General features: G+C 66.4%; 18 protein-coding genes and 1 pseudogene. 15 read left to right on the forward strand and 4 right to left on the reverse strand.

Annotated features, from left to right (window positions below; genetic code table 11):
- Nucleotides 1-311 precede the first annotated feature (311 nt).
- The 5 genes and pseudogenes from AC1U7O_RS14190 to AC1U7O_RS14210 all read left to right on the forward strand — a co-directional run bounded on the left by AC1U7O_RS14190 (nt 312) and on the right by AC1U7O_RS14210 (nt 6,355).
- The gene (locus tag AC1U7O_RS14190) at nt 312-2,123 is read left to right on the forward strand and encodes a hypothetical protein (RefSeq protein ID WP_479895481.1); all 1,812 of its coding nucleotides are present in this window, start codon (nt 312-314) and stop codon (nt 2,121-2,123) included.
- A 67-nt stretch (nt 2,124-2,190) separates the two neighbouring features.
- A complete protein-coding gene (locus AC1U7O_RS14195) occupies nt 2,191-2,943 on the forward strand; it encodes a hypothetical protein (RefSeq protein ID WP_479895482.1) in 753 nt (250 codons plus the stop codon).
- A gap of 10 nt (nt 2,944-2,953) precedes the next feature.
- Nucleotides 2,954-4,354: a hypothetical protein gene (locus AC1U7O_RS14200; protein ID WP_479895483.1), complete on the forward strand. Its 1,401-nt coding sequence runs from the start codon at nt 2,954-2,956 to the stop codon at nt 4,352-4,354.
- Nucleotides 4,354-5,013 carry a hypothetical protein gene (locus AC1U7O_RS14205; protein ID WP_479895484.1) on the forward strand — a complete coding sequence of 220 codons (660 nt, stop codon included), beginning with the start codon at nt 4,354-4,356 and terminating at the stop codon, nt 5,011-5,013. The genes AC1U7O_RS14200 and AC1U7O_RS14205 overlap by 1 nt, the downstream gene beginning before the upstream one ends.
- Nucleotides 5,014-5,227: 214 nt before the next feature.
- Nucleotides 5,228-6,355: pseudogene (locus AC1U7O_RS14210) on the forward strand (IS3 family transposase).
- A 472-nt stretch (nt 6,356-6,827) separates the two neighbouring features.
- Here AC1U7O_RS14210 and hpnR read toward each other — a convergent pair.
- Nucleotides 6,828-8,372: a hopanoid C-3 methylase HpnR gene (hpnR, locus tag AC1U7O_RS14215; RefSeq protein ID WP_479895485.1), complete on the reverse strand. Its 1,545-nt coding sequence runs from the start codon at nt 8,370-8,372 to the stop codon at nt 6,828-6,830.
- 176 nt (nt 8,373-8,548) lie between these two features.
- On the opposite strand from hpnR, the gene AC1U7O_RS14220 reads away from it, so the two are divergent.
- On the forward strand, nt 8,549-9,367 hold the full coding sequence (locus tag AC1U7O_RS14220) for a hypothetical protein (protein ID WP_479895486.1): 819 nt from the start codon (nt 8,549-8,551) through the stop codon (nt 9,365-9,367).
- On the opposite strand, the gene AC1U7O_RS14225 is transcribed toward AC1U7O_RS14220, so the two are convergent.
- Nucleotides 9,330-10,124, reverse strand: coding sequence for a nucleotidyltransferase family protein (locus tag AC1U7O_RS14225; RefSeq protein WP_479895487.1), 795 nt, complete (start codon nt 10,122-10,124; stop codon nt 9,330-9,332). The genes AC1U7O_RS14220 and AC1U7O_RS14225 overlap by 38 nt on opposite strands.
- Nucleotides 10,125-10,175: 51 nt before the next feature.
- The gene (locus AC1U7O_RS14230) at nt 10,176-11,294 is read right to left on the reverse strand and encodes an aminoglycoside phosphotransferase family protein (RefSeq protein WP_479895489.1); all 1,119 of its coding nucleotides are present in this window, start codon (nt 11,292-11,294) and stop codon (nt 10,176-10,178) included.
- 96 nt (nt 11,295-11,390) lie between these two features.
- Between AC1U7O_RS14230 and AC1U7O_RS14235 the strand changes: the two genes are divergently transcribed.
- Nucleotides 11,391-11,912: a TIGR03546 family protein gene (locus AC1U7O_RS14235; protein ID WP_479895490.1), complete on the forward strand. Its 522-nt coding sequence runs from the start codon at nt 11,391-11,393 to the stop codon at nt 11,910-11,912.
- Nucleotides 11,909-13,756, forward strand: a complete 1,848-nt coding sequence (locus AC1U7O_RS14240; protein WP_479895492.1) for a TIGR03545 family protein — start codon at nt 11,909-11,911, stop codon at nt 13,754-13,756. Before AC1U7O_RS14235 ends, AC1U7O_RS14240 begins: the two co-directional genes overlap by 4 nt.
- A gap of 18 nt (nt 13,757-13,774) precedes the next feature.
- Here AC1U7O_RS14240 and AC1U7O_RS14245 read toward each other — a convergent pair whose 3' ends face one another.
- Nucleotides 13,775-14,158, reverse strand: coding sequence for a VanZ family protein (locus AC1U7O_RS14245; protein WP_479895493.1), 384 nt, complete (start codon nt 14,156-14,158; stop codon nt 13,775-13,777).
- A gap of 140 nt (nt 14,159-14,298) precedes the next feature.
- Here AC1U7O_RS14245 and AC1U7O_RS14250 point away from each other — a divergent pair, with 140 nt between their 5' ends.
- The 7 genes from AC1U7O_RS14250 (at nt 14,299) to AC1U7O_RS14280 (ending at nt 21,831) form a co-directional block, all read left to right on the forward strand.
- Nucleotides 14,299-16,488, forward strand: coding sequence for a glycoside hydrolase family 57 protein (locus tag AC1U7O_RS14250; RefSeq protein ID WP_479895660.1), 2,190 nt, complete (start codon nt 14,299-14,301; stop codon nt 16,486-16,488).
- A gap of 2 nt (nt 16,489-16,490) precedes the next feature.
- Nucleotides 16,491-17,495 carry a galactose-1-phosphate uridylyltransferase gene (gene galT / locus AC1U7O_RS14255; RefSeq protein WP_479895494.1) on the forward strand — a complete coding sequence of 335 codons (1,005 nt, stop codon included), beginning with the start codon at nt 16,491-16,493 and terminating at the stop codon, nt 17,493-17,495.
- A gap of 349 nt (nt 17,496-17,844) precedes the next feature.
- Nucleotides 17,845-18,132, forward strand: coding sequence for a ubiquitin family protein (locus tag AC1U7O_RS14260; RefSeq protein ID WP_479895495.1), 288 nt, complete (start codon nt 17,845-17,847; stop codon nt 18,130-18,132).
- Complete coding sequence (locus tag AC1U7O_RS14265; protein ID WP_479895496.1) at nt 18,129-19,067, forward strand: PP-loop family protein; 939 nt, start codon at nt 18,129-18,131, stop codon at nt 19,065-19,067. The genes AC1U7O_RS14260 and AC1U7O_RS14265 overlap by 4 nt, the downstream gene beginning before the upstream one ends.
- Nucleotides 19,068-19,080: 13 nt before the next feature.
- Complete coding sequence (locus AC1U7O_RS14270) at nt 19,081-19,449, forward strand: hypothetical protein (RefSeq protein ID WP_479895497.1); 369 nt, start codon at nt 19,081-19,083, stop codon at nt 19,447-19,449.
- Between the two features lie 7 nt (nt 19,450-19,456).
- Complete coding sequence (locus AC1U7O_RS14275; RefSeq protein ID WP_479895498.1) at nt 19,457-20,323, forward strand: transporter; 867 nt, start codon at nt 19,457-19,459, stop codon at nt 20,321-20,323.
- Between the two features lie 92 nt (nt 20,324-20,415).
- Nucleotides 20,416-21,831, forward strand: coding sequence for a TAXI family TRAP transporter solute-binding subunit (locus AC1U7O_RS14280; RefSeq protein ID WP_479895499.1), 1,416 nt, complete (start codon nt 20,416-20,418; stop codon nt 21,829-21,831).
- The last annotated feature ends 130 nt before the right edge of the window (nt 21,832-21,961 follow it).

Below are 21,961 nucleotides of genomic sequence, written 5' to 3' on the forward strand. Positions count from 1 at the left end.
AGGGGGCAATTTCACATCAGAATAAAAGGGTCAACTTCGGCTGATGATTGACAGCGCGAAAAAGGTGGACCGGCTCATGAAGGAGGTCGCCGAGTCCTCCCGGCGGGAGCAGGTGCGGTAGCGCGCGGCGTGGGTTTCCGCAACGCGCCGGACCGGCCGGCGCGCCAGATACAGCCGCGACTCCCGACAGCAGCCGTCTCCGCTTATGGCGACCGCTCGATGGATTTTCACCATGCAGACACAATCACGGCTATTGTCGCTTTACGCTAGTACCATCGTGCCGGATCAATTCCCGCAGACGCGGAGGTGACATGCAGATGGTGAGCATCTCAAACCCACTCCCACAAGAACTGTTCTGGACCGGCAACTTGCTAGACATTATCCTCGCGACCGCGCTGTTGCTTCTGACCTGGTGGCTTCTTTCAGTCCCAGCTTCATCGCTGGCTGCTTACTTGGATAGCACTCACAGCCAACTCCAACGGTACAAAGACCAATTCTTGAGCAAGCACGAGCAGGTGCTCGGCAGATATCGCGACGAGATCCGCGAGAAGCTTCGTGCTTCGTACCGAAACCATTCCTTCGTACACGTTCATTCGAGCAATCATGTCCTATGGAAAGCCTCACTCTCTCGTGCAATTTCACAGGTTGATGAACTGACTAGGCGAATCAAGCAGTCACACAGTGACTTAGCAGCAGTCTACCGGACGCTATCCGACACCACGGATCAGATGCGCCGGATGGATATCCAACTTCCGCCTTGGCCAGCTCTTCCGGACACGAAAGACCTTTATATTGAGCTAAAGGAAGTCCGCCAAGCTAGAGCCGCACTAGCGGTCGTAGCAGTGCTGCTCTTTTTGACCATAGCTGCCAATGCCTTCATGCTGAGTGGCGTACTCAAGTTTCTTGAGATCGAGGCCAAGGTATTCGATTTCAACGTCCACTATGTTCTGGCAATAATAATAACCCTGGCTGAGGCCGGAGTTGGCGTAGCCCACGCGTACCTCTCAGCCGAAAAAGCTGGTCAGCATCCAAGCCGATTCCTGGGACAAGTTGTGCTTGTATTGCTAGCCATCTTCCTATCGGTCGTTGAAGGCTCCTTCTACGCATTCCTGGGTGACGAACAACTTGCTGCCTTTGCCCCTGGCGTCCAAGCGTTAATCGCTACCAAGCTCGACCTAAGAATTGTGTTCTTCCTGTGGGGCTTCTCTTTGCCAATCATCCTGGCGTTCCTCGGTCACTTTTCCTACCGATCGCTCATGAGAGTCCGCGCAGACCACACACTGCGGGAGATGAGAAAACAAATCCGGGGTGTCGAAGCACTTGCAGAGAAATTGGAAACTCGCTTTCGGGAAGTCATGGGCAAGCGCATCGATACTCAAAAGACCACAGCAACCGCCGTCCAACTTCTCGGTGGCTATGATGCACAGGGGCGGGGCAAGGTTGAGGAACAACTTGCGGCACTGCAGGAGTATTTCGAGGGAATGCGTGAAGCTGTACCAGATTGGGCAAGACCAAGCCTAAGTCCCCTCACTGAGGCAGAGTCCCGGGCGCAGGCATTCCGAGCATTGGCAGCCCTGAGCCTCACCATTGGAGCGGTCGCGATCTCCAGTTGGCTCACAGCAGACATTCTTGGTGATGCTTTCGGTGACCGACTCGCGGTGGCGTTGGGTATCGGGCAAGCCCTGGCATTCTTGGTGTGCGGTTACCTTCTGCGTCCCAAGCCCATGGTCACCACAGGAGGCCAGGTCCTTCAGCCCGTTGAAGGTTTTCGCGGCTGGTTCGAAGGGTTCCTTGCATCCTTGGTCACTGTTGCCCTATTGGGCTCATTTGGATTGATGGCTTGGGGACTCCCGTTAGCCTCCCATGTCCCCTTGCTAGTCATAGTGGCGCTGGGCATCACCTTGTTTGCGTTAGGGCACGACCTTCCAGCCAGTCTGTCCCTTGCATTGACCGCCATACGCGCTTTTCTCACACTCGCCAAAATGTTCAGTGCTTTGGTCACGCGCTGGGCGCTCCACCTACTATGTGGCGCCCTGTTGGTCGGTGAATTCCTTGCTGGGCTGATCGCACTCCCAAGGAATTGGCTCTCTCGGCGTCAGATCGCCCTTCGCTCCCCCAATTAGCATGGATGGCGCATGCATAACGCAATCAGGAATGGCACGCCCTTTACGCGACAAGAGGCTCCTGGTTATGAGAATCGTCAGAACTTGGCTTTTAGGATTTTGCCTCGTGCTGAGTGCTCACTCCGAGCAGACGGCAAAAGCAAGTACCGATGTGCCGAACACCTCGGTGATTGTCCTCGTGGACGTAAGTGCTAGTTTCGCTCCCTTCTCCCCTGAGGATATCGCAGCCATGAGGGGCATCGCCCAAGCTATCGAAGGGATGGCAATCAAAGACCCACGGTGGAAAGTCCCTATCTACCTGCACTGGCGCAAGGTGGGGAGTCCTAAGTCAAATACCACTCACCTCTGCGGCGATCCGCAGGAATACAGGCCAACCCTACCAGGCATGAGGAAAAGAAGGAACTCTCATGAGAACGAGTTGCGATCAAGGCAGGAACTGTCGACATGGCTAAAAGTCTGCGTTGACCGGATCGCCGAAAACAAGTCCCGGCTGGATGCTTATACGGATCTGTCTGGCGCCATTGCCATAGCCACTCAAGTTTCACGAGCAGTGCCGGGAATCAAAGTGCTTGTGATTTTTTCCGACTTTATGGAGGACCTACCTCCTGACACACAACCGTCGTCATTTACGCTCAATGGAGAAGTCGTGGTTTTGGTGTCTCGACCATCATCAAAAGCCACTGACTCTCTCCGCAAGCTAGAAACACGCTTAACCACCTGGACCCAACGCTTCGCACAGAATGGAGCATCCAAGGTGTGTCAAAGGTCAGTGACGGGTCTGCAGCCAGGTATCATAACCAGCTGCTTTCTCCAAGAGTGAGGGACAACGCATGGCCCATGAAGAACTCAAGTCGCGGGAAAACTCCTCCACCTCTCCGGCTACTGCAAAGGACGGCCAGCCGTCGGACAACTCGATAGCAACCTGGAGGCGCTGGGTAGTCGGCCAACAACTCGGGATCGTCTGGTTCTTGGCTTTTGCAGCAGGCGTGTGCTGGATTGCGGTTACTTCTCGCAACGTCACCGCGGTTGAGCTAGACCAGGTTATTCCCTTGCTGGCAGTCATTATTGTGTACTGGACATACGGACTGTTCCTCGAGAACAAGAATACCCGAACCTTCGCGGATTCTCTCTACTTCATGGGCTTCTTGTGGACTCTGGCCGGATTGATCGCCCTTTTTGTCCTCTCGGATATCAAGACGGGCGCAGTATTGCGAGCGTTTGGCATTACGCTTTTCACGACAGCAGTCGGCATGCTGCTGCGCGTCGTAACCTTGCAAACACATGAGACGCTCCCCGACCGCCTGCTGGACGCTCAGCAGGACATCGACAAGCGCGTCACGGCATTCTGCGAAACGCTCTGCAAGGCCGCATCGGACATCGAGCGCTTCCGAGAAGATGCAGCAAAAGTTCTCAAGGACCAAATCACCTGTCTATCGTCACTCATGACGACGCTTCTCGCCGAAATCCGGTCAGTTAATTTACACGCTGCGACGGAGAGCGCCACCGCTCTTCAGAAGGCCGTCGATGCGCTCGTCGGAAAACTCAATGCATTCCATCTGCCATACAAAGGGTTGGAGGACGAGGGCAGGAAGCTAGCAGAGCAATTTCCTATGTGGAGCGAACAGATCGCTGTAGGCATTGGGCAGATCGAGGGCGCGATTACGAAGTCGGCTGGTCAAATAGAAGGATCTGGCAGAACCCTCGCCGCACAAGTGAGGCAACTCGAAACCCGATACCAAGAACTCGCTGGCAAGATCGCCCAAGTTTGTACAACCGTTGAAGGAGCCACCCAACGCCTTGCCAAGGAAATGGCCGATTCGGCACCTACGCTAATCGCCAGGGTCATAGAACTGACAGAACAACTCCTCGACACTCCTGCGCGTCGCCAAATAGACGAATCCTTCCGTGCAATCACCTCAACATTGAATGACGTGAACGCAGACCTCCAGAAGATAGGGCCACCTCTAAACACCACAGCGGACAAACTCGCCACCGCGACGGACAGCCTCAGGACAACTGCCACCACTATGGCCTCCCTTGAGCAGTCCCTCACCACCATCACTGGAAAATTCGAACGTCTCTCCTCAGAGGACATCTCCCGCCTAGTCGAATCAATATCTAGAGCTGAGAGGGCGATCGCAGATTCCTTAGAAGCTGCCACTCTACTAAGACAGACAACCTCCGAAGTGCTCGAATTCGTGAAAGCTGCGGTCAAGGGGGGACGATCGTGATGCCGACGCCCACGTCAAAACGTTCAGACCTGGTGCTTGGCCTATCCTTAGCAGAAGCATTCCTGCTTCTAATCTTTGCCGTGTTGCTCGTATCCGCTGGAACACCTGGCGTTGACCCCAACCTTGAAATTCGCCGACTAAAAGATGAATTGGCTAAATTAGAGGGTCGCCTGGCAACTTTAAAAGCGGAGCGGGACCATTTGCTGGCAGAGAACGAGGAACAGAAGCTCATTATCGAGCAACTCAAAAAGATGGCCGGCACGCTAGGGTACAGGCCCGCAGAACTCAAAGATCCAGAGAAGTTTAAGGAGTTCGTTGAGGCTTTGAGGAGAGGACACCCCAAGTGCAATAGAGATGACAACCTGGCTATTCAAGTCGTGGCCGATCGCGGTCTCATTTCCGTAACTGTTCTCTCAGACCAGTTCCTGCGAGAGCTTTCCAGCGAAATTCCATCTTCGCTGAAGCCGAGAGTCCTTACTGCCCTCGCAGCAATTGATCAGTTCCTGCACGCAGTCAAACAGCATGAAGACGCTGCCGCCCCCCCATGTCGTTACGATTACAGACTCTATTATCGGACGAGCGACGACTATCACTTCGCAAGGGAAAAGTTCGAAAGGCCATATTTTTACCCTGAGCGGATGATCCCTCTGGCACGCTAGTGCGGTGTTCCGAAAATTCCTTTTGTCATTGCGGCCAAGGCCGCTGAGCGGCCGCAAGCCGGAATCCAGGGACGTGGCAAGATCCTGGATGCCGGCTTCCGCCGGCATGACGATGCCACGAACTTGTGGGACGCAACATTGACCTTCCCCCTGAAAACTAGACCATTAGCTTGGAAGTTGAGATGTGCTGTGATGGGCCGACAGGAGGAGGCCCATGACCCGCAAACGGCATACGGAGGAGCAGATCATCGCGGTGTTGAAGGACGCCCAGGCCGGGATCAGCGTCCAGGACCTGTGCCGGAAGCACGGGATCTCGGACGCGACCTTCTATAAGTGGCGGGCAAAATATTCGGGTCTGGCAGTCAGCGATGTGAAAAAGCTGCGCCAGCTCGAAGAGGAAAACCGGCGGTTGAAGCAGATGGTGGCCGAGCAAGCGCTGGACATTCAGGCGCTGAAAGCGGTCACCGCAAAAAACTGGTAACGCCCAAGGCGAAGAAAGCGGCAGCGCAGGGTCTCGCTGCCCGCTTTGGGCTGAGTCAACGGCGGGTGTGTCGGCTCGTGGCACTGGATCGGAACACGTGCCGGTATCGGAGTCGGCGCCCCGACGATCCCGCGCTGCGCACACGGATTCGCGAGATTGCCGAGACCAAGCGACGCTATGGATGCCCACGCCTCTATGTACGGCTCCGGCGGGAAGGCTGGCGAGTGAATCACAAGAAGGTCGAACGGATCTATCGGGAAGAAGGGCTCTCCTTGCGCCGACGGGCGCGGAAGAAGGCCACGGCGGTCCCGCGTGTGGCGCTGCCCAAGCCCACTAGGCCGGGGCTCTGCTACGCCATGGACTTTGTCCATGATCGGCTGGCAACGGGCCGGCGGTTTAAATGCTTGACGATGACGGATCTGTGCTCGAAAGAGGTCCCGGTGATTGAAACGGACGTCTCGATCGGGGGGGGCGCGCGTCTGCCGGATTCTGGACCGGCTCTTTGCCGAGCGGCCGTTGCCGGAGACGTTGATCCTCGACAACGGACCGGAATTCGCGGGGACGGCCTTGGATGCGTGGGCTGCTCACCACGGGGTGCGGCTGCACTTCATTCAACCAGGGAAACCGGTCCAGAACACCTTTATTGAGAGCTTCAATGGCAAGTTTCGAGACGAGTGTTTGAACGAGCACTGGTTTCTCACGTTGCCGGAAGCCCAGGTCGTGATTGAGGCCTGGCGGCGGGAATATCATGAGGAGCGGACGCACAGCACGATCGGGGATATGACCCCGATGGAGTTCATCCACAACCAGCAAGATCGGTCCCAGGCAGCACCGGAATCAACTTCGTTGGCCCTGGTGTAACAAAGGGGGGAAGGTCAAATGCAAATTCGTAACGACATCCTTGAACTGAAGATCGACGCAATTCTGAGAGCGCTGAGCACTCGGCACCCTGAAATCAGGGTATCTCGGCAAGTGATACGTGTCCGTTTAAGAAACGGCATGAGAATGGAGGAAATCTATGAAAGCGCTAGGCAAGGCCTGCTTCCATCGTCGTTCCTAAGAGACATTCTGATCCGTCTTGTCCATAGCTTGCGGATTTCAGGACCAATGTAAGCCCTTTCCTTGAGCACCCCGCATTGCACTGCAATCCCGTACTGAATCCGCTGACAGGGGGCGCACAAGGTGGTAGCACCCCGCCCCCATGGTCACCAGCCCAATGTCACCCAGGGTCTAAGTCTACGTGGACGCTTTTGGAGTCCACACGGCTGGCGTGGTCAGCTCAACGATCAAGGCATGCTTCCCGGACAGGATCGATGGATCCAGCCGCGCCCGCTTACGCGCCTGTGCCCATGCGCGTGGCGTCCACGAACTGCTCGGTAGCGTCGTCGAGAGCCCGGCCCTGGCGGCCGCGGCCGCTGTGGATGAAGAGGAGGCCGGGGCGGATCGTCTCCTGGGGGGGCGGCGGCAGGCTCATCTCGTACTTCACCGGCCGCGCGTGGTCGGCGAGCTGCAGCTTGGGATTGTACACACTGTTGAACTTCCAGAGCATCTTGACGAAGTTGGTCTGCCCGCGCAGCAAGTGCCCGACGGCGATCCGGGCAGTGGACTTCAGCGCGGCGAGGCCCAGGTGCTTCATGTTCAGCACCTGCTGGGTCTTGACCAGCTCCTCGTAGAACTCGTGCAGCGGCAGCGTGGTCGGCAGGACCACGTGCTGGATGTCGAAGAGCCGGTAGTCGCGGCTCTGGATCTTCCGCGCCTCCGTGCGCCAGGTTTCGGTCCCCGGGTAGGGCGTGTTCACGCTGATGTTGACGATCTCGGGGATCTCCATGCACCACTGGCGGACGACCGCGAACCGCTCACGGTCCCAGGAAGGGTCCGCGATCAGGTTGATGGCGACCGTGATCCCCATGGATCGCGCGTATTCGAGGGCCTCGAAGTTCTTCCCGAGCGAGATGCGCTTGCGGTGCATCTTGAGGCCCTCCTCGTCGATGGCCTCCACGCCCAGGAACATGTACTCCAGCCCCAGGGTCTTCCAGAACTGGAAGACCTCCTTGTTCCGCAGCAGCACGTCGCCGCGGGTCTCCAGGTAGTATTTTTTCTTGATGCCCTTGCGGACGATGGCCTCGCCGATCTCGAAGCCGTGCTTGGGCTGGATGAAGGCCACGTCGTCCACGATGAAGATGCCCGGCTCCTTGATCCGCTCCAGGTCTTCGATGATCCGGTCGGTGCTGACGGCGCGGTAGCTGCGGCCGTAGAAGGTCCAGGCGCTGCAGAACGAGCAGTCCCACGGGCAGCCGCGGGTGAACTCGATGGAGGCGCAGGGGTCCAGCACGCCGATGAAGTACTTGCGTCGGTGCCGGAGCAGGTCGCGCGCGGGGCGCAGGTCGTCGAGGTTCTCGACGAAGGCCGGCGGCGGCCCCTCGCCGTCCTCGGTCACGACGCCCGGCACCCGGCCGATCGCCTTGCGGTCGTGCTCGATCGCCTCGAGCAGGCGCGGGAAGGCCGCCTCGCCCTCGCCCCGCAGCACGCAATCGATCGCGCCCTCCGCATGGGCCAGAAAATCCCTGGCGACGAAGGAGGCGCTGTGCCCACCGACCACGACGAACGTGGCGGGGCGCTTGGCCTTGGTGGCCTTGCAGAGATCCACCACCTCCGGCACGTTCGCCAGGTAGTTGCACCCGAAGGCGACGACGTCGGGCTGGAAGCGATCGAGGAGCCGGAAATAGTCCTGCTCGGTCTCGGCCTGCAGGTCGATGAGCTGAACCCGGTGGCCGGCCTTGCGCGCCGACTCCGCCACCAGCTCGACCCCCAGCGGCTCGAGCCGGAGGTAGATCTTCGTATACATCAACGGGCCCGGATGGACCACGAGAACTTTCATGGATTGCCAGACCTCCCGGAATTTGAGGGCCCCTTATACCGTCTTTCCTCCGAGCGAGTCAACGGAGCGCCGGCCGCCGTCCTCGTCGCCGCTGCGCGAAACCGCCCCGTCGCTTCTGCTTTCCCGCTTCCCATGGTAGAAGGACTGTACGTACGACTCCGACGATGGCCTCCCCCATGGACAGGCTGATCCTCCCCGACGCCCTGCCCTCGTTGCTGGCGATCCTGGGGCTGCTGCTGCTCTGGTACCTGCACGACCTGCAGGTCCGGGCCGGCCGCATCAAGGCCGTGGACCTCCGGCACCGGGAGGGTGCGCGGCTCTTCCTCCACCTGACGCCGGACGATTCCGCGGCCTGTCCGGCCTGCCGAGCCGCGAGCGGCGTCGCCTACCTTCCCGCTCTGGTGACGGCCAAGGAGTTCCACCCGGTCGCGGGGTCCTGCACCAGCCCGGCCGGCTGCCGCTGCCTGCTGATCGGGTTGACCGGGGCCTGGCCGGAGGCCACCCGCCTGGCCGCGCAGCTCCGCGAGAGCGGGGGGCGCCTTCGACTGTCGCCCGCACAGCTCGGCCGACTCCTGGAGAGCGCCCGCGGCCGCCTGGCCCGACCCGCGGCGGACGAGGTGGCGCTCGCCGTCGTGGACGCCCTGCGCGCCGAAGGGCACGATCCCCGGCTCGCCGCGGCCCGCTACCGATTCGCCATCGAGAACGCCCGCGAGCCCCGCGACCTGGCCCTGGCCCTCTCCTGCCACATCCGGCTCGCCGACCTGCTCGAGCAGGACGGCCGCCCCGGCGAGGCCCTGGCGTTGGTGGAGCGGTTTCTCGAGCTGGCCGCCGGCGCCGGCGGGACGGTCGGGGCGGCGGCCGGCCGAGTCGCCCTCATGGCCCTGCGCAAGACCCGGCTGATGGCCGCCCTGTCGCGGACGCAGACAGCCGGCCAGGCCGCCCCCGCGCGTCCCTCCCTCAGCCGGTCGGACGCGCCGCCCGTGCGGCCAGGTTGATCCGCCCCGCCTCCGCGTCCCGGCAGGCCTGCTCGTAGCGTCCTGGCGTCCCGATGTCGGACCAGTAGCCCTCCATCCGATAGGAGGCCACGGGCTCGCCCGTCCGGATGGCGCCGACGTAGGCGTCGATGATCGAGGACTCCCGCCCCGCCGGCAGGTCGCGCAGCAGGCGCGGGTGCAGCACGTGGACGCCGGCGAACATCAGGCGCTCGGTCGGGCCGGGCTCGGCGAGGCCGCGGCCGTTGATCCGCACGACCTGCCCCCGGCCGTCCACCTCCACGACGCCCCAACGCTCCACGTCGGGGTCCGCGCGCAGGACCATCGTGGCCAGCGCGTTGCGCTCGGCGTGGCGGCGGAGCACCGCGCCCAGGTCCACCTCGATCAGCGTGTCGCCGTTGAGCACCAGCACGGGCTCGCCCTCGAAGAAGGGCTCCGCCTTCTTAAGGCCGCCGCCCGTCCCGAGCAGGACCGGCTCGCGCGAATAGTGGAGGCGCAGGCCCAGCGCCGACCCGTCGCCCAGCTCCTTCTCGATCAGGTGGCCGAGGTGGTGCAGGTTGACGACGACCTCGCGGATGCCGTGCCGGCGCAGGAGCAGGAGCGTCCAGACGATGAGCGGCCGGCCCGCGACGGGCAGCAGCGGCTTGGGCAGGCGGTCGGTGAGGGGCCGCAGGCGCGTCCCGAGCCCCGCCGCGAGGACCATGGCCTTCATGACGAACCGTAAGGGGTGCGGGGTGCGGCGCAAGGGGAAGTGAAGCATCCCCGCCCTCGCTCTGTGCTGCCATCCCTCACGCCTCACGCCTCACCGGCTTCACTGCAGTTCCGGCACGTAGGGCGCGAGGTGGCGCCGCAGCCGGGCCAGCTCGGGATACTTCGCCAGGTTGCGGCGCACGTAGCCGAGGACGCGGGGCACGTCCGCCAGGAACGTGGGGTTGCCCTTCACGCGGTCGATGTAGACGAAGCGGCCGGCGGCCTTGAGGTTCCGCTGGATGCTCGTGAGGTCGTGGAGCAGCCGGAACTCCGCCGCATCGGCGCAGGGCCGCCCGGCCGCCGCGATCCCCTCCAGGTAATGGGCCAGCAGCTCCTCGATCAGCGCCTCGTCGAGCGCGATGTAGGCATCGCGCAACAGCGAGGCCAGGTCGTAGGCGGCTGGCCCCATCAGGGCGTCCTGAAAATCCAGCACGCCGAGGCGGTCGCCGTCCACCATCAGGTTGCGCGAGTGGTAGTCGCGGTGGGTGAACACCCGGGGCTGCGCGGCCAGCCGCTCGGCGATCCGCCGGAACTCCTCCCGGACCGGCGCGAAGTCGTCCGCGCACATCGGTTTGCCGCGACGCGCCACCACGCCGTATTCCAGGAAATGGTCGAACTCCCACATGAGCAGGGGCACGTCGAAAGCGCGGCTGAAGGCCAGGCAGGGCTCGTGCGAGGGCACGGTCGCCCGCGCCTGCATGCGCACGAGCACGTCCACGGCCCGCCGGTACAGCGCGGCGACGCGCGCGGGTGTGGCGCCCTCGCAGGCCCGCACGAGCATGAGGTCGCCGAAGTCCTCCAGGTACAGGAGCCCCGCCGCCTGGTCGTAGTAATGGATCGCCGGGACGGCCACGCCCGCCCGGGCCAGGTGGCGGCCGATGTTCAGGTAAGGCAGCTCCGTGATCGGCGCCGCCGTCCCGCTGACCGCCTCTTCGGACGCCTTGAAGGCCTCCGGCGCCGCGAGCTGCATGAGGATCAGCGACGAGGGCGACCCGCCGGCGAGCGTCAGGCGGAAATACCGCCGGTTCGAGGCGTCGCCGGCCAGCGGGACGATCTCCCGCAGCTCGGCGCGGAACGGCAGCGCGGCCCGGAGGGTCTCCGCGACCAGGGCGCGGGCCGGCGGCGCCGGCGCGGCGCCCGGCGGCGGCGCGGGGGCGGTCGTGGAGGAGGTCGCGGCCATGGCGGGCGCATTATACGCAGCGCGCGCCGGCGATGTCACGATGCCGACCGGCGGTCGTGCTTGTGGAACGGCGCCCGACCGGCTATGCTCCCGGCCATGCTCCAGATGCTCGCCGGCCTCCTGCGGGTCCTCAACGCCGAGACGGCGCCGGGGCAGATCAGTCTGGCCGTCTGTTTCGGCATGGTCGCCGGCTTCACGCCCTTCTGGAGCCTGCACAACCTGCTCGTCTTCTTCCTCGTCCTGGTCCTCCGCGTCAACCTTTCGGCCTTCCTCCTGGCCCTGAGCGTCTTCTCCGGCCTCGCCTTCGCGCTCGACCCGTTGTTCCACCGGATCGGCCTGGCGCTCCTGACCGCGCTGTCGCTCGAAGGCCTCTGGACCGCCCTCTATCAATCCACGCCCTGGCGGCTGGAGCGGTTCAACAACACGATCGTCATGGGCAGCCTCGCGCTGTCCTTGGCCCTCGGCCTCCCGCTGTACGTCCTCCTGAACCGCCTGATCGTCCGGTACCGCGAGCACGTCATGCAGTGGGTGCTCAAGTCCCGGATCATGCAGGCCTTCACGGCGAGCCGCTTCTACCGCATCTACCAGAACGTGTCGGGCCTCGGGGGCGGACTGTGACGGCGCGTCCGCCCGGCCCACCCGACGCGCCCTCGGCGGAGGCACCCACGCCGACGCGGCAGCCCGCGCGGGGCCGGCAGGGATGGATCCGCTGGCCGGGGCTCATCGCCTTCCTGCTGGTCGTGGCCGCGGCCGGCGGTCTCTGGTTTCTGCTCGTGGACGCAGCCATCGAGCGCGCGATCGAGCGGACCGGCACCACCCTGGTCGGCGCGCGGGTGGACCTCGACGCCGCTGACCTCTCCCTCGTTCCGCTCGGCCTCACGCTGACCCGCCTCCAGGTCGCGAACCCCGACCGCCCGATGACGAACGCGGTCGAGATCGCCCGGATCGCCTTCACGATGGACGGGCTGAACCTGCTGCGCCGCAAGGTGATCATCGAGGAGATGGCCGTGGATGGCCTTCGTCTGGGCACGCCGCGGGCGTCGTCCGGCGCCGTCGCCACGCCGGCCGAGCCGGCCGAGGAGCGCAAGCCGGGGGCGCCGGCCGGCGTGACGCTCCCATCCCTTCAGTTCCGCGACCCGCGCGAGATCCTCGCGAGCGAGTCGTTGGAGTCGCTCACGCTCGTCGAGGCCATCCGCGCCGACATGGCCGGCGCCAGGGAACGCTGGCAGAAGCAGCTCGCGGCCCTGCCGGACAAGGCCAAGCTGGAGGGCTACCGGCAGCGCCTCGAAAAGCTGACGTCGGCGGGGAAGGGCGGGCTCGGCGGCATCCTGAGCGGGGCCGAGGAGGCGCTGGCCGTCCGGCAAGACCTCCAGCGCGACCTGGAGCGGCTCCAGGCCGCCCGCAAGGAGCTCGAAGCGTCGGTCGCCCTCCTTCGGAAGCGGGTGGAGGAGGCGCAGCGGGCGCCGCAGGAGGATTTCCGCCGGCTGCGGGACAAGTACGCGCTCTCGCCCGAAGGGCTCGGCAACCTGAGCGCGGGCCTGCTCGGCAGCGAGCTGGGGGACCGGATCAGGGCCGCTCTCCAATGGTACCGGAGGCTCCAGCCGCTCCTCGCGCGACAGGCCGAGCGCAAGGCGGAGGTGGAGGTGGTCAAGCCGCTCCGGGGCAAGGGCCTCGACGTGCGCTTCAAGGAGCGGGCGCCGCTCCCGGACTTGCTCATCCGGACCGCGCACGTCTCGCTGGAGATCCCGCAGGGAACCGTCATGGGCGAGGTCCGGAACATCACCCCCGACCAGGATATCCTCGGCGCGCCGCTGACGTTCGAGTTCGCGAGGGAGAAGCTCCAGGGGCTCCAGTCCCTGAAGCTCACCGGGAGCGTGGACCGCGTCCGGCCGGCGAGCCCCCAGGATCGGGTGAGCCTCCTGGCTCGGGGCGTCGGGCTCGACGCGTTGACGCTCGGCGAGGGGAGCGACTGGCCGCTGACGCTCCGGCAGGGCACGGCCGACCTCGACCTGCACGCGACCGTCGCGGGCCGGGCGCTGACCGCCGACGTCGCGGGCCGGCTGAAGTCGCTCCGGTTGGCGCTCGCGCCGAAACCGGACGGCGGACCGATCCGGGAGGCGGTGGGCGCCGCGCTGGCCGACCTCCACGGCTTCTCGCTCAAGGCCGACGTCACCGGGACGGTGGATCGGTACGACATCAAGCTGACCTCCGACCTCGATCGCGTGTTGCAGGAGGCGGTGGGCAAGCAGGTCCGAGCCCAGGCGGCGAAGTTCGAGGCCCAGCTCCAGTCGGCCATCCAGGAGCGGGTGAGCGGCCCGCTCAAGGACCTCACGGCCGGCCTCGGCGGGCTGGACGGGCTCGCGGGCGACCTCGCCGGCCGCTTCAATCTGGGCCACGACCTGCTCAAGCAGGCCAAGCCCGGCGCCGCCGGCGGCACGGGCGGGTTCAGGCTGCCGTTCTGAGCCTTCCTGCGGTCGCCCTCACGCAGGACCCCACCGGCGCCAGCCCTGCGCGCCCAGCGCGGCGCCGACCGTGTCGGCCAGCACGTCCCAGCCGCTTACGTCCCGGTACGGCACGAAGGCCTGGTGAATCTCGTCCGTCACCCCGTAGCCGCCCGAGGCCAGGACGGCGAGCGTGAACGCCGCCCGCCACGCCCCCGTTCCGGCCGCATGGCGAAAGGCCCGGTAACAGAGCAGCCCCAGCAGGCCGTACTCGACCGCGTGGACGACCTTGTCGCCCAGGAGCTCGATCAGCCAGAGCGTCGGCCCCGGCGGCCGGACCTGGTCGGACATCCAGTAGATCAACCCCGCGTAGGCCGCCACCGGCAGCCAGTACCGCGCCAATCCGATCGTCGCCTGCTGCACCCCTCACTCCCCTTCCCACGCCGGCGCGGCCTGCCGCTGCCGCGTGCCCCTTCTTATACCGCATTCGCGGTCGCAACGTTGAAGCCCCCCCGTCCCTGTGCGATACTGCGCCCGCCGGCGACGGGAGGGACGTGACGGGCATGAAGACGGTCCGCATCTGTTTTCTCTGGCACATGCACCAGCCGCTCTACGTGGACCGGGTGGCGGGCACCGCTTCCATGCCCTGGGTCCGCCTGCACGCCATCAAGGCCTACTACGACATGGCCGTCCTGATGGAGCGGTTCCCCGCCGTGCGCGCCACCTTCAACTTCACGCCGTCGCTCCTCACGCAGCTCGTGGACGTGGCGGCGGGCCTGAGCCGGGACCTGTTCCTCGACCATGCGGAGAAGCCGGCGGCCGACCTGACGGCGGCGGAGCGCGCCTTCGTCCTGCGCCACTTCTTCGCGGCGAACTGGGACACGATGGTCCGGCCCTCGCCGCGCTACCACGACCTGCTGCTCAAGCGCGGCACCGACGTGCGGGGGCAGGACCTCGAGCGGCTCGCGCGCCAGTTCTCCGTCCAGGAGCTGCTCGACCTGCAGGTCTGGCACAACCTGGCCTGGTTCGGCCACGGGGCGGAGGCCCGGCATCCGCGCCTCGCCGAGCTGCGCCTCCAGGACCGCGGCTTCACCGAGGAGGACAAGCGCGAGGTGCTCGCCCTCCAGCGCGAGGTGGTCCGCGAAATCCTCCCGCTCTACCGCCGCCTCGCCGAGGAAGGCCGCGTCGAGCTGACGACCACGCCGTTCTACCACCCGATCCTGCCGCTTTTGATCGACACGGATTCGGCCCGCCGCGCCCACCCGGATTTTCCCGTCCCCCGCCGCTTCCAGGCGCCGGAGGACGCCGAGGCGCAGGTCCGGCAGGCCGTCGAGTTCCACGGCCGCGTGTTCGGCCGCGCGCCGACCGGGCTCTGGCCGTCGGAGGGATCGGTCTGCCCCGAGATGCTGCCGGTGCTCCACCGCGCCGGCCTGCGCTGGCTCGCCACGGACGAGGGCGTGCTCGCCCGCTCGCTGGAGCTGTCGCACCGTCCCTGGCACCGCGCGGAAGCGCTCTACCGGCCCTACGAGGTCGGCGACCCGGCGGCGCCGCTCTCGATCCTCTTCCGGGACCGGGAGCTCTCCGACGCCTTCGGCTTCGTCTACGCGCGGACGCCGCCCGCGGCGGCGGCGGCCGACGTGCTCCACCGCATCGAGCAGCTCGCGCGGCAGGCGCCGGGCGACCAGGTGCTCGTCCCCATCATCCTCGACGGCGAGAATCCCTGGGAGCATTATCCCGGCGGCGGCGAGCCCTTCCTGACCGGCCTTTACCAGCGGCTGACCGACTCGCGGGCAGCCTTCCCCGATCTGGAGCTGCGGACCGAGACGATCGGCCTAGCCCTGGCCGAGCACGGCCCGGCGGAGCGTCTGGAGCGCCTGCATTCGGGCTCGTGGATCAACGCCGACTTCGGCGTCTGGGCCGGCCACCCGGAGGACCACCGCGCCTGGGACCTCGTGCGGGAGACGAGGGCCCGCCTGGTCGAGGCGGCCCCCGGGTTATCGCCCGAGCAGGCCCGGAGCGCCTGGGATGAGCTTTACGCCGCGGAGGGCAGCGACTGGTTCTGGTGGTACGGCGACGAGTTCCAGACCGACTTCAAGGAGGAGTTCGACCGGCTTTTCCGCACGCACCTGCGCAACGTCTTCCTCCGCGCAGGGCTCACCGCGCCGGACTTCCTCGACGAGCCGGTGATCGGCCTGCGCCCGGCCGAGACCGCGCGCCCGCCGGTCGCGCTCCTCGCCCCGACGATCGACGGCCTCGTGACCGACTTCTTCGAATGGCACGGGGCCGGCAGCATCGACCCGGCCGCCCCGCTGGGGGCGATGTGGCGCGCGCCGCAGCGCTTCCTGCGGATCGCCTTCGGGTTCGACCTGGAGCGCCTCTACCTGCGGCTCGATCCCGACCCCGAGCAGCCGAAGGGACCCGACACGGCCGTCGAGGTGCTGATCGGCGCCGGCGGCGCCCGCCACAAGCTGCTCTTTCCGCTCGGGCCGCCGGGGCCGGAAGCCTTCGTGCTCCGCTCGGCCGAGGCCGGCGGCGAGCCGGTGGAGGCCGGCCGGTTCGACACGATCCGGCGGAAGAAGGTGATCGAGCTGGCAGTGCCCTTCCGCGCCCTGGGCCTCGCCGCCGGCAGGGAGTTCACCCTCAGCCTCCTGGTCACGGAGGAGGGGCGGGAGGTCGAGCGCCACCCGCGCCACCAGCCCCTCGCGCTCCGGGTGCCCGACCGCGACTTCGACGCCGTCATGTGGAGGGTCTGACCATGTCCGAGCTGCGCCGCGACCCCGTGGTGGGCCGCTGGGTGATCATCGCCGCCGAGCGGGCCAGGCGGCCGGCCGCGTTTCCCAAGACCAAGGACGCCGCCCCGCCCGCCGCCGGCCTCTGCCCGCTCTGCCCGGGGCAGGAGGCCTTGACGCCGCCGGAGATCATGGCCTACCGGCAGCACGGCACCCCCGCCAACCAGCCGGGCTGGACCGTGCGGGTCGTGCCGAACAAGTTCCCCGCCCTGCACATCGAGGGCGACCTCGGACGGGAGGGCGTGGGCCTCTACGATCGCATGAACGGCGTCGGGGCCCATGAGGTTATCATCGAGTCGCCGGAGCACAAGCTGTCGCTCGCGGACCTGCCGCCCAAACGCATCGAGGACGTGCTCTGGGCCTTCCACGACCGGATCGTGGACCTCAAGCGCGACCTGCGGCTCCGCTACATCCTGATCTTCAAGAACCACGGGGCGGCGGCCGGCGCCACGCTGGAGCATCCGCATTCGCAGCTCATCGCCCTGCCCATCGTCCCGACGAGCGTCTCCGACGAGATCGAGGGCTGCCGCGCCCACTTCCAGCAGAAGGAGCGGTGCATCTACTGCGACATCGTCCGGCAGGAGCTGGCCGACGGGGCGCGGGTGGTCGCCGAGAACCCGGAGTTCCTCTGCGTGACGCCCTTCGCCCCGCGCTTCGCCTTCGAGACCTGGATCCTCCCCAAGCGCCACGCGGCCTACTTCGAGGAGAGCCAGAAAAACCAGATCGAGCTGCTGGCCCGCATCCTGTCCGAGACGCTGCGGCGCCAGGGGCGCGTCCTCGCCGACCCCGCCTACAACTTCATCCTGCACAGCTCCCCGCTGCACGAGAAGACCGGCGACTTCTACCACTGGCACGTCGAGATCATGCCGAAGCTGACCGAGGTCGCGGGGTTCGAGTGGGGCACCGGCTTCTACATCAACCCCGTCGCCCCGGAGGAGGCAGCCGCCTTCCTGCGGGAGGCGGAGGTGTAGCCGCCGCCCCGGCGGATGCCCATCATGCCGGCGCAAGCCGGAATCCAGGCCCGAGCACGACGAATGGTGACTGGACCCCGGCGTCCGCCGGGGTGACGGCCCAGGGTGAACGTCCGCCGGGGTGACGCCCCCGCCCTCGGTCATGCCGGCGCAAGCCGGAATCCAGGGTGCCGGACTGGACCCCGGCGTCTGCCGGGGTGACGGCCCCGGGTGAACGTCCGCCGGGGTGACGGCCCCGGTGGAGAACGTCCGGGGTGACCCGTTCATCGGCCTGACGGGCTGACTGCCGTCGGCCGAGGGCTTCCCGGCTCAATTGCAATTGCCCGTCCGCGGGCTTATCATCCCCCCCATGAAAGTCCGGCTGAGCCACCCGGAGCGGGACGTCGAGGTCAAGGGGCCGAAGCGGGCCGGCGAGCTGCTGCGCGACCTCAACCTGGTCCCGGAAGCGCACCTGGTCATCCGCGGCGACGACCTCGTCACGGAGGACGAGCTGCTCAAGGACGAGGACCTCGTCGAGGTGAGGCCGGTGATCTCGGGCGGCGCCGAGGCGGGCGTGATGAGTGTTGCGTTGCCGGACGGCCGAATCCTACACGCTACACTCCCCCCCTCGACACTCAACACGACGCATGGCCCATGAAATGCCAAAAGTGTAAGACCAAGGCCGTGATCGGGCTGCCGCGCCACAACGCGGCCTTCTGTAAGCCCTGCTTCACGGGCTTCGTCCACGACCAGGTCGCGCGCGCGATCAAGGCCGAGCGGATGTTCGGGAAGGACGACCGCATCCTCGTCGCCGTCTCCGGCGGAAAGGACAGCCTCGCCCTCTGGGACATTCTGCTGAAGCTGGGCTACAAGGCCGACGCCCTCTACGTGGACCTCGGCATCGGCGGCTACTCGGCCAAATCCCGCGAGAAGGCGGTGCGCTTCGCCGAGACCACGGGCCGGGCCCACGGGGCGCAGCTCCTCATCCACACGGTTCCCGAGCAGGAGGGCGCGGGCATCCGCGAGCTCGCCGACTTGATCCGCCGGCCCACCTGCTCCGCCTGCGGGACGATCAAGCGGTATCAGTTCAACCGGGCGGCGGTGGCCGGGGACTACGACGTCATGGCCACGGGCCACAACCTGGACGACGAGGCCGCCCGCCTGCTCGGAAACCTGCTCCACTGGCAGGAGGAGTACCTCGACAAGCAGGGCCCCGCTCTCCCCGCGTCGGTCGAGGGCTTCGCCAAGAAGGTCAAGCCGCTCTACCGGCTCACCGAGCGCGAGATCGCCGCCTACGCGGTCTTGCACCGGCTCGACTACATCGTCGAGGAATGTCCGATGGCGAAGGGCTCCAAGATGCTGCTCTACAAGGACGTGCTCAACCGCCTGGAGATGGAGTCGCCGGGCACGAAACAGGCCTTCTACTGGGGGTTCCTGGAGCGCCAGGCCAAGATCAAGCCCGCCGAGGCGGCGATGGCCGACAAGGACCGCGCCGCGCTCCATCCCTGCGCCGCCTGCGGCCAGCCCACGACCGCGGACACCTGCACCTACTGCAAGATGATGGCGCGCGCGAAGGCCGGGGCGACCGGCTGAGCCCGCCGCCCGTATGATGAGCCGACGCGCCACCTGCTCCACGCGCCGGGGCGGCCTTGCCGGACTCCTGGCCGCCCTGCTCCTGCCGCTCTGGGTCGTGCCCGCGGCAGCCCAGCCGAAGGACGCCGCCGAGCCGAAGGACGAGCAGGGACAGGGCGACAAGGGCGACGTGAGCACGGACACCAGCCCCGTCCTCCGGCAGCCGCAGGGAACCGCCGGGTCCACCGCCGACGCCTCGACCCAAGAGAAGGCAAAGGCCCAGGAAGGCGGCGGCGGGGAGCTGCGCACCGGCTCCGAGGGCGGCGCCGCCCCCCACGAGGCCAGGCCGGACCGGCCGATCCGCCCCCAACGCCCCGCCCGGCCCGAGCGGTTCCGCCGGTAACCGGCCGGTGCCCCCCTCCCCGATCCTACCGTCGCCCGCCGCGCTGCTGGTCGCCTGCTCGGCCCTCGTCCCCTGCGTCGTCCTGGCCCAGGCCCTCCCCGGCGACGTCGGCCGGCGGGAAGCCCCCGCCGTCGAGGAGGCGGAGCGGGCCAGGCCGGACGAGCCGACCTGGCAGGTCGCGCTCTCCCCGACCTATTCGAGCGGCACCTACGGCGCCGGCGCCCAGACCAACATCACCTACGTGCCCCTGAGTCTCCAACGCCTCTTTCGGGACGGCGACCTCGCCCTGGTGATTCCCTACGTGCGCGTCACGGGCGACGGCTCCGTGACGCTGCTCAGCGGCGTGCCGAACCGCCGCTCCCAATCAGGCACGGGGGCGCGGACCACCGAGCAGGGCCTCGGCGACCTGGTGCTGCGCGCCCGCTACTACCTCTTCGACGAAAAGGGCTGGGCCCCGACCGTCGCCGTCACGGGCCGGCTCAAGATCCCGACCGCCGACGCCTCCAAGGGGCTCGGCACCGGCAAGCCCGACGAGGGGGTCGGGATCGAACTCTCGAAACAACTGACCGACCGCTGGGCGATCTACCTGGACGGCGGCTACACCGTCATCGGCCGCCCGGCCGGCTTCACGCTCCAGAATCAGTGGAATTACGACGTGGGAATCGAGTACAACCTCACGAAACGACTGACGGCGAGCCTCTACTACGAAGAATTCTTGTCAGTGGTGCCGGGGTTCCAGAACCCGCAGGACCTCCTCGTCACGCTCGGCTACGCCGTCACGGACGCGGTGGGACTCAGCCTGACGACGGACTTCGGGCTCTCGGACGGCTCCCCGGCCTACGCGCTGACGGCCGGGGTCAGCGGAAAATTCTGACGGACGACCCGTCGGCGCGTGCACCGCCCCGCGTCCCGTGCTACACTGCGCGCCGCCGGAGGCCCCGGCACGATCGCGTCAGGAGGACCCCCATGGCCACCACAGCCGAGGCGACCCCGGAGGCGGAACGCGCGCAGGGAGAGGGGCGGGAGCGCCGGCGCCACTGGGTCTGGGGCCTCGCGATCGTCGCGCTCCTCGGGCTCTGTCTGTTCGCCTTCGGGCTGGGCTGGCCCCCGGCCGCCATGACCATCTCCTCGGGCGAGCCGGGCGACGTCTATTTCAACCTGAGCGACGCCCTCACCGATTTCCTCAACGACGCGTTTCCGGGTTTTCCCAACGGCCGCCAGATCGTCTTCACCAACCTGACGTCCCGCGGCGCGGAGGAAAACGTCGCCCGGATCCGGAGGGGCGAGGCCCAGATCGCCCTCGCGGAGGAGGGGATCGACCTCACGATGGCGGAACCGCCCACCCAGGGGAACGCCGCCGAGCCGATCGAGGTCCGGACGCTGGTCCAGCTCTTCAGCTCACCGCTCAAGATCATCAGCCGCCTGGACATCGCACTGCCCGGCAAGCGGGAGGGCGTCCACATCGAGACGCTGAGCGACCTCAAGCTCCTGACCGAGATCCGGACGCTCGCCAAGGCCCCGCCCATCAAGGCCTACCTCGGGGCGGAGGGCAGCGGCACCAGGAGCGTCGTCCGGATCGTGCTCGCCCACTACGGGTTCGCGGCCGGCCCGGCCGGCGCCGAGCCCGGCCCGCTCGACCTCGAGTCCGTCGGCCAGGACTGGACCTTCGCCCGCGCGAAGGAGGCGCTGGAGCGGAACGATATCCAGGTCGCCTTCTTCCTGACCAACTATGGGACCGAGGCGGTCAAGCAGCTCTCCGGCAAGGGCGGCTTCGCCATGCTGGAGGTGGACCGGGCCGAGGGCATCCACCGGTCGCACCCCTTCCTCGACGTCGTGGCCATCCCGCCGGCCGCCTATCCCTCGCCCGTCAAGTTTCCGCCCCGGGAGACCAAGACCCTCGCCGTGGACGAGGTCCTCATCGGCAGCAGCACGCTCAGCGACGGAGAAGCCTACCGGATCGTCCAGGCGATGTTCCTGCACTCCCACGAGCTGGGTTCCACCTTCCAATTCCTGACGCCGCTGTCGAAGGCCCAGCAGCTCTCCCAGCGGTATTTCTACCCGCCCCATCCCGGCGCGACCGCCTTCTACCAGGACCGGCCGGAGCCCGGCGGCCTCCAGGACTTCTTCCAGCGGTATCGGGACGCGATCCTCGTCCTGTTCTCCGTCAGCGGCACCGCCCTGACCGTCTACCACTTCTTCGCCCGCCGCGCGCGGAGCCTGCCCCTGGCCAAACAACTGGAACGGGCCGTCAGCCGCGAGACGGTGCTGGCCGTCGAGGCGGAGGCCACCCGCCTCTTCGCAAGCAAGAAGATCGACAAGGAAACCTACGAGGCGTTGAAGGAATACATCCGCGTCTGCCTCGCCCGCTTCGACCCGTCCTAGCCCGCCCGTCCCGCGGCTCCCGCACCCTCCGAACGAGGGCCCTCCCGCGCTTTTGCGCAAGCCCCCCGCGCCGGTGTATGGTCGAACCGTGGGAGTGAATCTGCCGGCCCACGTCGCGCGCCGGCCGGCG

Source organism: Candidatus Nitrospira neuquenensis, from assembly GCF_979578155.1.

Coding starts and splice junctions, on each gene's coding strand:
- AC1U7O_RS14190 (WP_479895481.1), top strand. CDS start 312: ATGCAGATGGTGAGCATCTCAAACCCACTCCCACAAGAACTGTTCTGG.
- AC1U7O_RS14195 (WP_479895482.1), top strand. CDS start 2,191: ATGAGAATCGTCAGAACTTGGCTTTTAGGATTTTGCCTCGTGCTGAGT.
- AC1U7O_RS14200 (WP_479895483.1), top strand. CDS start 2,954: ATGGCCCATGAAGAACTCAAGTCGCGGGAAAACTCCTCCACCTCTCCG.
- AC1U7O_RS14205 (WP_479895484.1), top strand. CDS start 4,354: ATGCCGACGCCCACGTCAAAACGTTCAGACCTGGTGCTTGGCCTATCC.
- hpnR (WP_479895485.1), bottom strand. CDS start 8,372: ATGAAAGTTCTCGTGGTCCATCCGGGCCCGTTGATGTATACGAAGATC.
- AC1U7O_RS14220 (WP_479895486.1), top strand. CDS start 8,549: ATGGACAGGCTGATCCTCCCCGACGCCCTGCCCTCGTTGCTGGCGATC.
- AC1U7O_RS14225 (WP_479895487.1), bottom strand. CDS start 10,124: ATGCTTCACTTCCCCTTGCGCCGCACCCCGCACCCCTTACGGTTCGTC.
- AC1U7O_RS14230 (WP_479895489.1), bottom strand. CDS start 11,294: ATGGCCGCGACCTCCTCCACGACCGCCCCCGCGCCGCCGCCGGGCGCC.
- AC1U7O_RS14235 (WP_479895490.1), top strand. CDS start 11,391: ATGCTCCAGATGCTCGCCGGCCTCCTGCGGGTCCTCAACGCCGAGACG.
- AC1U7O_RS14250 (WP_479895660.1), top strand. CDS start 14,299: ATGAAGACGGTCCGCATCTGTTTTCTCTGGCACATGCACCAGCCGCTC.
- galT (WP_479895494.1), top strand. CDS start 16,491: ATGTCCGAGCTGCGCCGCGACCCCGTGGTGGGCCGCTGGGTGATCATC.
- AC1U7O_RS14260 (WP_479895495.1), top strand. CDS start 17,845: ATGAAAGTCCGGCTGAGCCACCCGGAGCGGGACGTCGAGGTCAAGGGG.
- AC1U7O_RS14265 (WP_479895496.1), top strand. CDS start 18,129: ATGAAATGCCAAAAGTGTAAGACCAAGGCCGTGATCGGGCTGCCGCGC.
- AC1U7O_RS14270 (WP_479895497.1), top strand. CDS start 19,081: ATGATGAGCCGACGCGCCACCTGCTCCACGCGCCGGGGCGGCCTTGCC.
- AC1U7O_RS14280 (WP_479895499.1), top strand. CDS start 20,416: ATGGCCACCACAGCCGAGGCGACCCCGGAGGCGGAACGCGCGCAGGGA.